General features: G+C 64.9%; 17 protein-coding genes. 7 read left to right on the top strand and 10 right to left on the bottom strand.

Annotated elements, in window-relative coordinates; translation table 11 throughout:
- Positions 1-3 precede the first annotated feature (3 nt).
- From modA to ACQ6S1_RS13655, 6 genes are all read right to left on the bottom strand, one after another.
- Positions 4-750: a molybdate ABC transporter substrate-binding protein gene (gene modA / locus ACQ6S1_RS13630; protein WP_445041751.1), complete on the bottom strand. Its 747-nt coding sequence runs from the start codon at positions 748-750 to the stop codon at positions 4-6.
- 17 nt (positions 751-767) lie between these two features.
- Complete coding sequence (locus ACQ6S1_RS13635; protein ID WP_445041752.1) at positions 768-1559, bottom strand: TOBE domain-containing protein; 792 nt, start codon at positions 1557-1559, stop codon at positions 768-770.
- A gap of 124 nt (positions 1560-1683) precedes the next feature.
- Complete coding sequence (locus tag ACQ6S1_RS13640; protein ID WP_445041753.1) at positions 1684-2451, bottom strand: aldolase/citrate lyase family protein; 768 nt, start codon at positions 2449-2451, stop codon at positions 1684-1686.
- 27 nt (positions 2452-2478) lie between these two features.
- The gene (locus tag ACQ6S1_RS13645; RefSeq protein ID WP_445041754.1) at positions 2479-3978 is read right to left on the bottom strand and encodes a tripartite tricarboxylate transporter permease; all 1500 of its coding nucleotides are present in this window, start codon (positions 3976-3978) and stop codon (positions 2479-2481) included.
- A 13-nt stretch (positions 3979-3991) separates the two neighbouring features.
- Positions 3992-4438 (bottom strand): tripartite tricarboxylate transporter TctB family protein, encoded by a 447-nt coding sequence (locus ACQ6S1_RS13650; protein WP_445041755.1) that lies wholly within the window; start codon positions 4436-4438, stop codon positions 3992-3994.
- A 2-nt stretch (positions 4439-4440) separates the two neighbouring features.
- The gene (locus ACQ6S1_RS13655) at positions 4441-5421 is read right to left on the bottom strand and encodes a Bug family tripartite tricarboxylate transporter substrate binding protein (protein ID WP_445041756.1); all 981 of its coding nucleotides are present in this window, start codon (positions 5419-5421) and stop codon (positions 4441-4443) included.
- A 141-nt stretch (positions 5422-5562) separates the two neighbouring features.
- Between ACQ6S1_RS13655 and ACQ6S1_RS13660 the strand changes: the two genes are divergently transcribed.
- Positions 5563-6450: a LysR family transcriptional regulator gene (locus ACQ6S1_RS13660; protein WP_445041757.1), complete on the top strand. Its 888-nt coding sequence runs from the start codon at positions 5563-5565 to the stop codon at positions 6448-6450.
- Positions 6451-6463: 13 nt separating this feature from the next.
- Here ACQ6S1_RS13660 and ACQ6S1_RS13665 read toward each other — a convergent pair whose 3' ends face one another.
- Entirely contained in the window at positions 6464-6703 is a 240-nt protein-coding gene (locus tag ACQ6S1_RS13665) for a DUF2171 domain-containing protein (RefSeq protein ID WP_445041758.1), read from the bottom strand.
- A 156-nt stretch (positions 6704-6859) separates the two neighbouring features.
- On the opposite strand from ACQ6S1_RS13665, the gene ACQ6S1_RS13670 reads away from it, so the two are divergent.
- The 6 genes from ACQ6S1_RS13670 (at position 6860) to ACQ6S1_RS13695 (ending at position 10757) form a co-directional block, all read left to right on the top strand.
- Positions 6860-7348 carry a YciE/YciF ferroxidase family protein gene (locus tag ACQ6S1_RS13670; protein ID WP_445041759.1) on the top strand — a complete coding sequence of 163 codons (489 nt, stop codon included), beginning with the start codon at positions 6860-6862 and terminating at the stop codon, positions 7346-7348.
- A gap of 114 nt (positions 7349-7462) precedes the next feature.
- Positions 7463-8119, top strand: coding sequence for a DUF2076 domain-containing protein (locus ACQ6S1_RS13675; RefSeq protein ID WP_445041760.1), 657 nt, complete (start codon positions 7463-7465; stop codon positions 8117-8119).
- 179 nt (positions 8120-8298) lie between these two features.
- A complete protein-coding gene (locus ACQ6S1_RS13680; RefSeq protein ID WP_445041761.1) occupies positions 8299-8982 on the top strand; it encodes an exopolysaccharide biosynthesis protein in 684 nt (227 codons plus the stop codon).
- A gap of 124 nt (positions 8983-9106) precedes the next feature.
- Positions 9107-9619 carry a ferritin-like domain-containing protein gene (locus tag ACQ6S1_RS13685; RefSeq protein ID WP_445041762.1) on the top strand — a complete coding sequence of 171 codons (513 nt, stop codon included), beginning with the start codon at positions 9107-9109 and terminating at the stop codon, positions 9617-9619.
- Positions 9620-9680: 61 nt separating this feature from the next.
- Positions 9681-10463 carry an SDR family NAD(P)-dependent oxidoreductase gene (locus ACQ6S1_RS13690; RefSeq protein WP_445041763.1) on the top strand — a complete coding sequence of 261 codons (783 nt, stop codon included), beginning with the start codon at positions 9681-9683 and terminating at the stop codon, positions 10461-10463.
- A gap of 3 nt (positions 10464-10466) precedes the next feature.
- Positions 10467-10757, top strand: a complete 291-nt coding sequence (locus ACQ6S1_RS13695; protein ID WP_445041764.1) for a SemiSWEET family sugar transporter — start codon at positions 10467-10469, stop codon at positions 10755-10757.
- Here the strand turns inward: ACQ6S1_RS13695 and ACQ6S1_RS13700 are convergent.
- Genes ACQ6S1_RS13700 through ACQ6S1_RS13710 form a run of 3 tightly spaced genes read right to left on the bottom strand, consistent with a single transcriptional unit; the run spans position 10751 to position 13081 of the window.
- Positions 10751-10960, bottom strand: a complete 210-nt coding sequence (locus tag ACQ6S1_RS13700; protein WP_445041765.1) for a SlyX family protein — start codon at positions 10958-10960, stop codon at positions 10751-10753. The two genes, ACQ6S1_RS13695 and ACQ6S1_RS13700, sit on opposite strands and share 7 nt — an antisense overlap.
- On the bottom strand, positions 10932-11708 hold the full coding sequence (trhO, locus tag ACQ6S1_RS13705) for an oxygen-dependent tRNA uridine(34) hydroxylase TrhO (RefSeq protein WP_445041766.1): 777 nt from the start codon (positions 11706-11708) through the stop codon (positions 10932-10934). The genes ACQ6S1_RS13700 and trhO overlap by 29 nt, the downstream gene beginning before the upstream one ends.
- 47 nt (positions 11709-11755) lie before the next feature.
- Positions 11756-13081 (bottom strand): HlyD family type I secretion periplasmic adaptor subunit, encoded by a 1326-nt coding sequence (locus ACQ6S1_RS13710; protein ID WP_445041767.1) that lies wholly within the window; start codon positions 13079-13081, stop codon positions 11756-11758.
- Between the last annotated feature and the right edge of the window lie 4 nt (positions 13082-13085).

A 13085-nucleotide genomic window follows, 5' to 3' on the forward strand; every position in this document is an offset into this window, starting at 1 on the left:
CGATCAGTTTCCGAAGGCGTAGCCGTACTTCTCGATGATGGCGCGCGCTTCCGGTGACTTCAGGAAGTCGATGAAGGCCGTGGCCGCCTCGTTGTCGGCGCCCTTCTTCAGCAGCACCGCATCCTGCCGGATCGGCGAATAGAGGTCCTGCGGCACGTTCCAGCTGGAACCGCCCTTGCCGATGGTCTGCGAGAGCGCGATGAAGCCGATCTCGGCATTGCCGGTGTCGATGAACTGGAACGCCTGGGCGATGCTGTTGCCCTGCACGATCTTGGGTTCGACCGTCTCGTAGAGCTTCAGCGCCTTCAGGGTCTCGACGGCGGCGGCGCCATAGGGGGCGGCGGTCGGGTTGGCGATGGACAGCTTCTGGAACTTGCCGGCCTTCAGCGTCTCCTCGCCCTTCACGGCGTCGGCATCCTTGCTCCACAGAACGAGCTTGCCGATGGCATAGGTGAAGACGCTGCCGTCGACGCCGAGGCCATCCTTGACCACCTGAGTGGGCCGCTCGTCATCGGCGGCGAGGAACACCTGAAACGGCGCGTCCTGCTTGATCTGGTTGTAGAACTGGCCGGTGGCGCCGAAGCTGAGCACGACGGTGTGGCCGGTCTTGTCCTTGAAGGCGGCGGCGATATCCTTCGCGGCCTCGGTGAAATTGGCGGCCACGGCGACATTGGTCTCGGCGGCGAAGGCCGGGGCGGCGAGGGCGGCAGCAAGGCCGATGGCGGCCGTGAGCGTGCGGAAAAACTTCATCCCAAAATCCTTTTCGATCAATCAATGGCAAGGATGACGTGCGCTGCGTCGAACAAGGCGCAGGCTTTCGCGCCTTCGCCGAGACCGAGGGCCTCGGCGCTGCGGGCGGAAATGGTGGCGGCGAGCGTCTTGCCGTCGCCGATGTCGAGGACGATTTCCGCGTTCACCGCCGAGATTTCGCAGCGTCGGACAATGCCGGGGATGCTGTTTCGGACGGAGACGGCCGGCGGTGCGTCGCCCGGCGCGATGATGACGAACGGCGCCTTGATGAGGATCGTGACATCGCGTCCCGCGACGAGGCCGAGATCCTCGACGCTGCCTCTGGTGACGAGCGCGTAGATCAGCGTATCGGCCGACACCGCGACCGCCACCTCCGCGGTGATGGCGTCGGAATTGATGGATCTGATGATGCCGCGCAGGGCGTTTCGGGCGCTGGTGCGCATGAGGAAGCCTGACATGAGATCGAGAGGTGTGACCCCGGTGCCGGATAATTCCGGTTCGAGCGCGCGCACCATTCGCGCCATCTCCGCCTCCAGCCGGTGAAAGGCGCGGATGACGCGCAGGCCGGTGGGCGTCAGCGTTGCGCCGCCGCCCGCCTTGCCGCCGGTGCGCGCGATGAGGAGCGGCTGGCCGAACAGATTGGCCATGGCGTCCAGCGCATCCCACGCCGCCTTGTAGGTGATGCCGATGGAGCGCGCGCCGGCCGAGATGCTGCCCTCGCGCGCCACCGCTTCCAGCAGGCGGATGCGGTCACGGCCCACATTGGGAGCCGTTTCTCCGCGCAAGGTAATAAGGGCCTCGATAGACATCCGACCGCCGGCAAGCGTTATGGTGTGTCGCTATATATCGGTAGATATGACGGCGGGAAAGCGAAAACGAAAACACCCGCCGGCGGGACCGGCGGGCGTTTTGCGTAATCGGTGGTGAGGATCGTCAGTCGCGGAACTTGCGGGCCAGGGCTTCCGCGCCGCGGGCAAGGATGGCGGTATCGAGGCCGACAGCCGTGAACAGGCATCCGGCTGCGATGTAGCGCCGCGCAAGCGTCTCGTCGGTCGTGAGGATGCCGGGTCGATTGCCGGCGGCGACGATGCGGCCGATCGCGGTTTCGATGAGCGCGACGATATCGGGGTGGCCCTGATTGCCGAGCTGACCGAGCTCTGCCGACAGATCACCGGGTCCGATGAAGACGCCGTCGATGCCCGGCACCGCCGCGATGGCCTCGATGTTGTCGAGGCCGAGCTGGCTCTCGACCTGGACGAGGATGCAGATCTCCTCGTGCGCCCGGCGATGATAGTTCGGGATGCGGCCGAAGCGGGAGGCGCGCGAGACGCCCGCGAAGCCGCGGCCGCCATCGGGGGTGAAGCGGGTGCTGGCCACAGCCTCGCGCGCTTCCTCGGCGGTCTCGACCATCGGGACGAGGAAGCTCTGCACGCCGATGTCGAGATAGCGCTTGATCTCGATGCGGTCGTTGAAGGGGATGCGCACGATCGGCTGGGAGGCGGGATATTCCATCATCGCCTGCAGCTGGCCGAGCACCGTGCGCACGTCGTTGGGCGCATGCTCGGCGTCGATGAGGATCCAGTCGAACCCCGCGCCGGCCAGCACCTCGGTCGTGATGTTGCTGGCCAGGCTGCTCCACAGGCCGATCTGCTGCCGGCCCTCATGGATGGCGCGCTTGAAATGATTGACGGGCAGGTCCACGGGAAACGTCCTTTCAGGAGAGGGGTACTATTCCGCGAGAGCTTCCTTGCGCTTGCGGAGCAGGGTGGGAGAGAGCAGCGCCAGCAGCAGGACCGCGACGATGCCGAGGAGAACGGCGCTGATGGGATGGGTCAGGAAGACGGTGAAATCGCCGTCCGACAGCAGCATGGCGCGGCGGAAATTCTCCTCGAGCTGCGGGCCGAGGACGAGGCCCAGCAGCAGCGGTGCCGGCTCGACGCCGACCTTGATGAAGAAATAGCCGATGCCCGCGCAGGCCAGCATGACCCACACATTGAAGATGCTGTTGGAGATGCCGTAGGTGCCGATGCAGCAGAACAGCACGATGGCGGGGAAAAGCAGCCGGTAGGGGATGCGCAGCATCGACACCCAGATGCCGACCAGCGGCAGATTGATGATGAGCAGCATCAGATTGCCGGTCCACATCGAGGCGATGAGGCCCCACACCAGCGCCGGCTGTTCGGTCATGACCTGCGGGCCGGGCTGAATGCCCTGCATCATCAGGGCGCCGATCATCAGCGCCATCAGCGCGTTGGCGGGGATGCCGAGGGTCAGCAGCGGGATGAAGCTGGTCTGCGCGCCGGCATTGTTGGCGGCTTCCGGACCGGCCACGCCCTCGATCGCGCCCTTGCCGAAGCGCGACGGGTCCTTGGCGAGCTTCTTCTCCAGCGCATAGGAGGTGAAGGGCGGCAAGGCCGCGCCGCCACCGGGCAGAACGCCAAGCATCGAGCCGAGCGCCGTGCCACGCATCATGGCCGGGAAGGCGGCCTTGAGATCCGCCCGGCTGGGGATGAGATCGCGCAGCTTCTGGTTCACCACCTGCCGCACGGCGGGGCGTTCGAGATTGGCCATGATCTCGCCGAGGCCGAACAGGCCCATCGCGACCGGCACGAAATCGAGCCCGTCCGCTAGTTCCGGGATGCCGAACGTCATGCGCGCGGCGCCGGAGCTGACATCGATGCCGATGAGGCCGATGAGAAGGCCGAGCACGACCATGGCCAGCGATTTCGCGACCGACCCGTGGGCCAGGATGACCGCGGCGAAGAGGCCGAGCACCAGCAGGCTGAAATATTCGACCGCCGTGAACTTCATCGCCAGCGCCGACAGCGGAATGCTGAGGACGACGATGACGACGGTGGCAATTGTGCCGGCGAAGAACGAGGATATGGCGGCGATGGCGAGCGCTGGCCCGGCACGCCCCCTTTTGGCCATTTCATGGCCGTCGATACAGGTGACCACCGACGACGTTTCGCCGGGCACATTGACCAGGATGGCCGTGGTCGAGCCGCCATATTGCGCGCCGTAGAAGATGCCGGCGAGCAGGATCATGGACGAGGCCGGATCGAGCCCGAAGGTGAAGGGCAGGAGCAGCGCGACCGTCGGAATGGGTCCGATGCCCGGCAGCACGCCGATGGCCGTGCCGATGAGGACGCCTATCAGGCAGTAGAGAAGGTTTCCCGGTTCGAGCGCGGTGCCGAAGCCGAGAATGAGATTGCTGAAGATATCCATGCGGCTTCCGCCCTCACCAGGGCCAGACGGGGACCGGCAGAGCCAGACCCTTGACGAACAGGAGAACGGCCGCCGCCGTCAGCACGACCGAGAAGATCAGGCTTTCGATAAGGCGGTTTTCGCGGCCGGCGAAGCCCGCGACGATGATGGTGGCCAGCGAGGCAAGGACGAGGCCGGCGCTTTCCGCCAGCAGGGCGAACATCCCGACCGCGAGCATGATGCCCAGTACCGGGCGCGGCTGGACGGGCTCGATCCCACGGTTCAGCCGGAAGAAACCCCGACCGGCGAAGACGAGACCGAAGCCGAGCAGGATGAGCGAGATGGCCAGCGGCATGTAGCCAGGGCCCATGTCGCCGGCGCGGCCGACCGTGAGGTTCCTCGTGGCGAACATGGTGCCCGCCGCCACGAGGATGAGGAAGCCGCCGAACAGGATGTCCGGCAGATCGCCCTTGCGCTGCATGATCAGCCTTCGACCTTGATGCCGGCTTCGCGGATCACCTTGCCGTAGGCTTCGATGCTCTCATCCAGCCAGGTCTTGAACTCGGCTGCCGTGCCGGGACGTGCCGTGCCGCCCTGTTCGGCGATCTTGGCCTGGATGTCCGGCATTGCGAGGATCTTCTGCAGTTCGGCATTCAGGCGTTCCACCATCTCCGGCGGCGTCTTGCCCGTGGTCACGATGCCCTGGAAGGTGCCGGAATTCGGAGCGGGAAGGTTCGATTCCTTGAACGTCGGCAGATCGGGCACGACGCTGTTGCGCTCGTCGCCGGTGAGCGCGAGGCCGACGAGCTGCTTGTTGGTGACGAAGGGCAGCGTGGCCGGAGCGCCGTTGATGATGATCTGGCTCTCGCCCGAGACCACGGCGCGCGACGCCGCCGATCCGCCCTTGTAGGGAACCATCTTCCAGTCGAGGCCGAGACCCTTGGCGATCTGCACGGCCGTGATGTGGTTCATGCCGCCGATGCCCGAATTGGCGATCGCGACCTTGCCGGGATTGGCCTTGGAATAATCGATGAGTTCCTGAACCGACTTGACGGGCAGCGACGGGTTCACGGCCAGCACGTAGGGGCCGAACATGACCATGCCGACAGGCGCGAGATCCGTCTTCACGTCGAAGCCGAGATCGGGGAACAAAGTGGGGGCGGTGGACAGGGTGCCCACGTCCGCGAGGAGGAGGGTGTGCCCGTCCGGGCGGGCCTTGGCGACGGCGTCCGCGCCGATATTGCCAGCCGCGCCGGGTTTGTTCTCGACCACGACGGCCTGGCCGATGGCTTCCGACAGCTTGGGCGCAATGAGGCGGGCGAGAATGTCGGACGTACCGCCCGGGGCGTAAGGCACGACGAGACGGACGGTGCGGCTGAAATCCTGAGCCGAGGCCGTGCCGGCGAAGACCGGCAAGGTGATCATGGCAGCGGCCAAAGCTGCGCGAAGGGCACCACGGATCATTATGTGTTCCTCCCAGAACGAAATGCGCGGCTTGGCCGCTTCTCGTCGTTGCAATGCGCACGCGACATGGCAGCCATGCTAATGGACATGCGATAGCTGAGCGTATTAGTTTCGGCATCGATCAATGCCGGTTTTGGATCGATGTTCGAGTTAGGTCAGCTGAGATGCTTCGTTGCCGTGGCCGAAGAGCTGCATTTCGGCCGGGCTGCCGCGCGTCTGAACATCACCCAGCCCCCCCTCAGCCGGCAGATCCAGCTGCTGGAGCACGTTCTGGAAGTGCGATTGTTCGATCGCACCAGCCGCTCGGTCATGCTGACCCGGGCCGGGCAAAGCTTCCTGCCGGAGGCGCGCCGGCTGCTGCGTTTCGCGGAGAGCGCGGCCCTGGCGGCCAAACGGACCGCGCGCGGCGAGGCCGGCACGCTCAACCTGGGCTTCACGGCTGCGTCCGGCTACGAATTCCTGCCCCGGCTCATCACCAGCGTGCGCAGGCAGGCGCCGGACATCGATCTCGTGTTGAGGGAAATGGTCTCGGCCGAACAGATCGAAGGGCTCGTCTCGGGGCGCATCGATGCCGGATTGATCCGCTCGCCCTTCAACCGCCGCGAATTCCGCTCGATGTGCGTCGTGCGCGAACCGTTGCTGCTGGCACTACCGGCCCAGCATCCTCTGGCGAAAGCGGAGCGGGTCAGGCTGGCGGATCTCGACCAGCAGAACTTCATCGCCTATTCGCCCTATGAAGCCCGTTATTTCTACAATCTGGTCGGCGCAATCTTCGCCGCCGCCGAGATTTCGCCGGTCTACGTGCAATATGTCAGCCAGATCCATTCGGTTCTGGGGCTGGTGAAGGCCGGGCTCGGCTTTGCGCTCGTTCCGCAGGCGGCGACAAATCTGGGCTTCGACGGCGTTGTGCTGCGGGATTTCGAGAACAACGAGACGCACATCGCCGAACTGCATCTCGTCTGGCGGCCTGCCAACACCAATCCGGCCATCACGACGCTGACCGAACTCGTTCTGGGGCAGGCCGCCTGAGAAGTTTCGCCCGTCAGGCTTCTTCTTCGAAGGAAACGGCGACGTCGGCATTCGCCGACAGGCGCACCTTGTCGCCCTCGACCTCGGCCACAAGCGCGCCCGGCACGTAATGATGGTGGCCCTTGTGCGAGCCTTCGCCACTGTCCTTCTTCGTGAGCTTGATGCGGTCGCCTTCGATGCCGTCGACGGTGCCGACATGGACGCCGTCGGCGCCGATGACTTCCATATGTTCCTTGATCTTGTCGAGCGACATGGACAGCTCCTTCGCTGTTTGTGAGGGGACGTTTCCGAAACGCCTCACGGCCCGAATTGGATGCACGATCGCGACCGCGAGCATTGTGGAACCCCGCGCCCGTGGCGGCGATTGTCCGGACACAAACCGATCATCGCGAGACACGGAGTGCCGATCATGGGCGACAAGGATCTGAAGGCCCTTCTGCTGCATCAGCTGAAGGACACGTTCTATGCCGAGAACGCCATCATCAAGGCCCTGCCGAAAATGGCCGAGGCCGCGAAATCCGATGAGCTGAAGGGCGCGTTCGGCGTTCACCTCGAGGAGACCAAGGTGCACGTCGAGCGCCTTCGGAAGGTGTTCGACCTGCTGGGCCAGAAGGCCGAGGGCGAGAAGTGCCCGGCCATCGACGGCATCATCGCCGAGGGCGAGGAGGTGGTAGAGAACTTCTCCGGCGGCGAGGCGCTGGATGCCGGGCTCATCGCGTCCGCGCAGGCGGTCGAGCATTACGAGATCACCCGCTACGGCACGATGCTGGCCTGGGCGCGGCAGATGGGCCTGTCCGAGATCGAGGATCTCCTGCGCGAGACCCTGATCGAGGAGGAGAACACCGACGAATTGCTCTCCGAGCTGGCCGAAGAGGCCGTCAACCCGGAAGCGGCCTGACGCGGAAAGGGCATTCCGCAGCGGTAGAATTACCGATTGTGCGGGGGAGAGGGCGTCGCCACGTCTCGTCCAGCCGCATGTTTCGCGGCCAGAGATGGAGCACAGGAGAGGATCATGATGACCAATCAGGATCGCGCCGCGATCGAAGGCCTGTTCGAGAAGATGGCCCAGGTCGAGCGTCAGGGCCCGCCCCGCGATCCGGAGGCGGATCGCTTCATCGCAGACCTTCTCGCCCGCCAGCCCGGCGCCGCCTATTATCTGGCGCAGACCGTGGTGGTGCAGGAACAGGCTCTGGAAGCCGCGCAGCGTCAGATCGAGCAGCAGCCGCAGAACGCTCCGGAACAGCGTCAGGGCGGCGGCTTCTTCTCGTCGATGTTCGGCGGCGGCCGTTCGGAGCAGCCCATGGGTGCGCCGGCGCGGCGTGGCTCGGTGCCGAATTACGGCCGTGACGGCGGGCTCGGCAACACGATGAGCCCCTATAACCGGCCGGGCGTTGCGAGTGGCGGCGGCGGCTTCCTCGCGGGTGCGGCACAGACCGCGATGGGCGTGGCCGGCGGCGTTCTGCTGGGCAATGCCATCGGCGGCATGTTCGGCGGCGGCGAGGCACAGGCCGCCGAGGGCGCCAATCAAGCGGCAAATGCAACGAATGCCAGCGATGAGACGGACACCGGCGGTGACGAAGAGGGCGGTGGCGGCCTGTTCGGCCAGCTGTTCGGCGGCGGCGAGGAGGATGGCGGCGGCTATGACGATGGCGGCTTCGACGACGCCTGACCGCTTGGATCCAACGGGAAAGGGCGCTTCGGGCGCCCTTTTTTATTTCGCCTCTTCGTCGCGAACAGCGGGCACACCATATTGGTTTCGAGCGTTGACATGTCATCAAGATGGAACGGGCGTGATGCATGGTTTCGCGTTATGCGCGAACCATCGCGTGGGCATTCAGTGGAGCCGGAATGGTGACGTCGGAGGACCATGGAGTTCAGGCGAAGAGACGCTTTCTGCGCCTGCGCCGACCGCGCCGGCCGCGCATCACCGCCACCAAGATGTCCGAAGTGCTGAAGGAGTTGGCCGCCGACGAGACGCAGGACCGCATCTCCATCGGCGATCTTCTGTTGGCGATGCGTCATCGCGCCATCGGTGCGCTGATGTTCATCTTCGCCTTCCCGAACGTCCTGCCGACGCCGCCGGGAACCTCGACCGTGCTCGGTGCGCCGCTCATCTTCCTGGCCGTGCAGATGATGCTCGGACTGGCACCCTGGCTGCCGAGATTCATCGCCGACCGTTCGCTACCGCGAAGTGATTTCGCCAAGCTGACGGAGAAGGCTGCGCCCTGGATTGCCCGCGCCGAAAAGCTGCTGCATCCGCGCGCGGGAGCCGTTACGGGCCCACCCTTCGAATATGTGGTGGGCGGCATCTGCGTGCTTCTGACCATCATCCTTCTCTTGCCGATCCCGCTAGGCAACATGCTGCCGGCCCTTGCGGTGTGCATGTTCGCCCTGGGCACGCTGGAGCGAGACGGAGTGTGGATCGTCGCGGGGCTGTTCACGGCCATCATCTCGGTGGGCGTGGTCTGGGGCGTGCTCTACGCCATGATCAAGAGCGGATGGTTCCTGATCGCCGGCTATCTCAACCTCTGACGCCGGGCCGGTGCCGACGCTTTGGGCGATGCCGACGGGCAAGGAAGAGCGTGCGCAGGCGCACCTCGTGGAACCGCAGGGTGTGTGGCTGGTTGAAGCACCATACCGCCGTGAGGTCCCGCCAATGTCCGAAGACACCGCCCATCGCCTCTTCGTCGTCGGACTTCGCAATGCGCGGGCGCTGGAGCACGAGGCGTTGGCGCTCCTGACACGCCAGATCGAGCGGGCGGACAATTATCCGGACCTCAAGGCGCGCCTCGTCGACCATCTCGAGGAAACCAAGGGGCAGATCCAGCGGCTCGACGCGATCTTCTCCGCACTCGACGAAAGCACCTCGACGCTGAAGGAGACCGCGATGTGGTTCATGGGGAACATGGCGGCGCTGAGCCATGTTCCCGCATCCGACGAAGTGCTGAAGAATTCCTTCGCCAGCAACGCGTTCGAGAACCTTGAGATCGCTAGCTACAAATCCCTCATCACCTTGGCCGATGCCGCCGGATTCCGCGCGCATTTCAATCCGTTGACGACCACGCTTTGGGAAGAGAAGGCCATGGCGGAATGGCTGGATGACAATGTCCAGGCCATCACGCAGCGTTTCCTGGAGCTCGAAAGCGCGAGCGAAAACGGCAAAGCGTGAACGCGCGCGCCACATTTCCAAGCCGCCGTGAGGATGGCTTCAACGCACAAGGAACGTCCAGATGAACGGCACCCGCCCCCTCGCTCTCGTCACCGGCGCCTCGTCGGGCATCGGCTATGAGCTCGCCAAGCGCTGTGCAGAGGAGGGATTCGATCTGCTGATCGCCGCCGATCTGCCCGAGATCGAGGATGCGGCGCAATCGTTTCGCGGTCTCGGCGTCGACGTGACGGCGCTCAAGGTCGATCTCTCGACCATCGAGGGCGTCGACCGGCTCTATGCCGCCGCGAATGGCCGCGACGTGGATTATCTGCTGGCGAATGCCGGCGAAGGGCTCGGCCACGCCTTTCTCGATCAGGATTTCGACGCCGCCCGGCGCGTGGTCGACACCAACATCGTCGGTACGATCTATCTGATCCACAAGGTCGGGCGCGACATGCGCAACCGTAATGAGGGGCGGATCCTCATCACCGGATCGATCGCCGGTTTCACGCCCGGCAGCTTCCAGGCGGTCTACAACGCAACCAAGGCGTTCATCGACAGCTTCTCGTTCGCCCTGCGCGACGAATTGAAGGACACCGACATCACCGTGACGTGCCTGATGCCGGGCGCGACCGACACGGATTTCTTCGAGCGCGCTGACATGCTGGACACGAATGTCGGGCAGGCCAAGAAGGACGATCCCGCAATGGTGGCGCGCATCGGCTTCAAGGCCATGATGGACGGTGAGGGCGATGTGGTTGCGGGCTGGAAGAACAAGCTGACCACGGTGATGGCCAACATCACACCGGCGGGGATGCTCGCCTCGCAGCACCGCAAGATGGCCGAACCGGGCTCCGCCGACTGAGCCATGGATGTCGTTTCCTTCGTCGGGCTGGCGGCAGCGGTCGTGACAACGTCGGCCAGCGTGCCTCAGGTGCTGAAATGCTGGAAGACGCGGGCCGCCGGCGATCTCAGCGTGCGCATGCTGCTGGTGCAGACCGCCGGGCTGATTCTGTGGGCCCTCTACGGGGTGATGAAAGGCGACCCGATCATCATCGTCTCGAACCTTATCGGCGCCGGATTGTTCGGGACACTTCTGGTCTTCAAGCGAATCTTCCGGCCGCCGTCGAGCGAGACGAAGTCCCAGCCCGCTCAATAATGCGGTGGCGGGGGCTCGTCTTCGAGCGGCAGGCTCTGCTCGGTCTGCTGCAGGCGATCGGACAGCCGGCGGAAGTCGGCCGAGAGGCGTTCGATCTCCTTCCATTGCGCGGTGATCGTCTCGTTGAGATCCTCGATCGTCTGGTCCTGATAGGCGACACGGATCTCCAGCGCTTCAAGCCGGCTTTCGGATGTCTCGCTCATGATCGTCCTCCTTGTGGCCGGAGCGCTCGGCGAGGCCGTGACCCAGCGCGACGCGTTCGTCGAACACGAAGCACTCGCCCCGCCACAGGCTGTCCTCGGCCGGCACGTCTTCGAGATAGCGCAGGATGCCGCCCTTGAGGTGATAGACCTCCCGGAAGCCCCGCGACAACATGTAGGCGCTGGCCTTCTCGCAACGGATGCCGCCCGTGCAGAACATGGCCACGCGCGGATGATTCTGCGGATCGAGGTTGGCGGAAACGAACGCCGGAAAATCGCTGAAGCGGGCGGTCCCGGGATCGAGCGCGCCCTCCATCGTGCCCATCTCGACCTCGAAGGCGTTGCGGGTGTCGATGACCACCACATCCGGATCGGCGATCAGCGCGTTCCAGTCCGCGGGCTCGACATAGGTGCCGACGCGCCTTGTGGGATCGATGCCCGGTTGCTTGAGCGTGACGATTTCGCGCTTCAATCGCACCTTCATGCGTCCGAACGGCATCTCGGAGGCCGAGGAGAATTTCAGTTCCAGATTGTCGAGCCGGCCGGCGAAGATGGCGCCCTCGCGCAATTCCACGATAAGCCGGTCGATCGAGGCCTCGGTGCCCGCAATCGTGCCATTGATGCCCTCGGGCGCCAGGAGCAGCGTGCCCTTGATGCCGAGGCCCTCGCACAGATCGTGCAGCGACGTCCGCAGATCGTGGAGATCCGGCAAGGCGACAAATTGATAGAGCGCGGCAACCTTGAACGTCATGCCGCCGATCTAGCAGCGCGTGCTCGTCTGCGCCACATCCGGTCGAATTAGCGTTCCCGCATGGCGGTGGCGAGGCGGTTGGCGATCGGGGCCACGAGGAAGGCCAGAACGGTGCGCTCCCCGGTGCGGATGATGATCGACGCCGTCATGCCGGCCAGCAGTTTTTCCTTGATGTCCTCCGGCACGGTCTCCGGATTGATCGAAGCCTCGACGGCGTAATAAGTGGAGCCGGTCGCGGAATCGGTCAGGCTGTCGCGCGAGATCGCAGACACCTGGCCGTAGATCGTCTGGCTCTGGAATTTCATGAATTGCGGCAGCCGGATCTCAACATCCGCGCCCATCTGCACGCGGTCGATGTCGAGCGGCATGATCCTGGCCCGTGCGACCAATTGGTCGGATTGCGGCGCGATGTCGAGCAGGGGCTCGCCGGGCTGGACAACGCCGCCCACGGTGAACACCTTCAGGCCCTGGATCGTGCCGGAGACGGGAGCGTGGATCTCGCCGCGCTTCAGCGCATCCCCGCTGATCACCACCTTCTGGCGCAGTTCGCCCAGCGTGGAGCGCACTTCGGTGAACGCGCTGGCGCCTTCCTGGCGGTATTCCTGCTTCAGCTGGTCGATGCGGGCGGCGACCTCCGACACCTTGTTCTGGGCCTCCTCGTGGGAGACCAGAGCCGCATCGAGCTGGCCCTGCGTCTGGATGAGCTGCCGTTCGAGCGCGGTGACGCGCGGCACCGGAACGAGGCCGCGCTTCATCAGATCGCGCAGCACCGGCAATTCCGTGTTGATCGACTTGATCTGGTTCTCGGCGGTCTTGCGGGCGATGACGGCCTGCTGGATCTCCTTTTCCATCTGCTGGCGCTGGGTCTCCATGACCTCGATGCCGGTCATCAGGCTCTTCTGGCGCGCTTCGAACTGTCGGCGACTGTCGTTGATCGAGGTCGCGATCAGGGGGTTGCCCTGCAGCGCCAGAACCTCTTCGGGGAAGGTGACCTCCTCCAGCATGTCGCGCTGCGCGATGAGGCGCGCCTCCATGGCCAGCGCGATGGCCAATTGCTCGCGGGTGCTCTGATCGGTCGCGGCATTGCGGGTAGGATCGAGGCGGATCAGGACATCGCCTTCCTTCACCGACATGCCGTTGCGCACGAGAATCTCGCGCACGATGCCGCCCTCGAGATGTTGCACCGTTCTGCGATTGCCGGAGGGCTCGAGCGCGCCGCCGGCCACGACGCCGGAATGCAGCTGCGCCAGCGCCGACCATCCGCCCATGACGACGAAGGTGAAGACCACGAGGAACAGGCCCACGCGGATGGTGGAGCGCCATTCGGCGGATGGTTCCGGATTGATGGCTTCGCTCGGCGGCAGCATCGTCATGGCA

This window comes from Terrihabitans aquatilis (assembly GCF_052542005.1).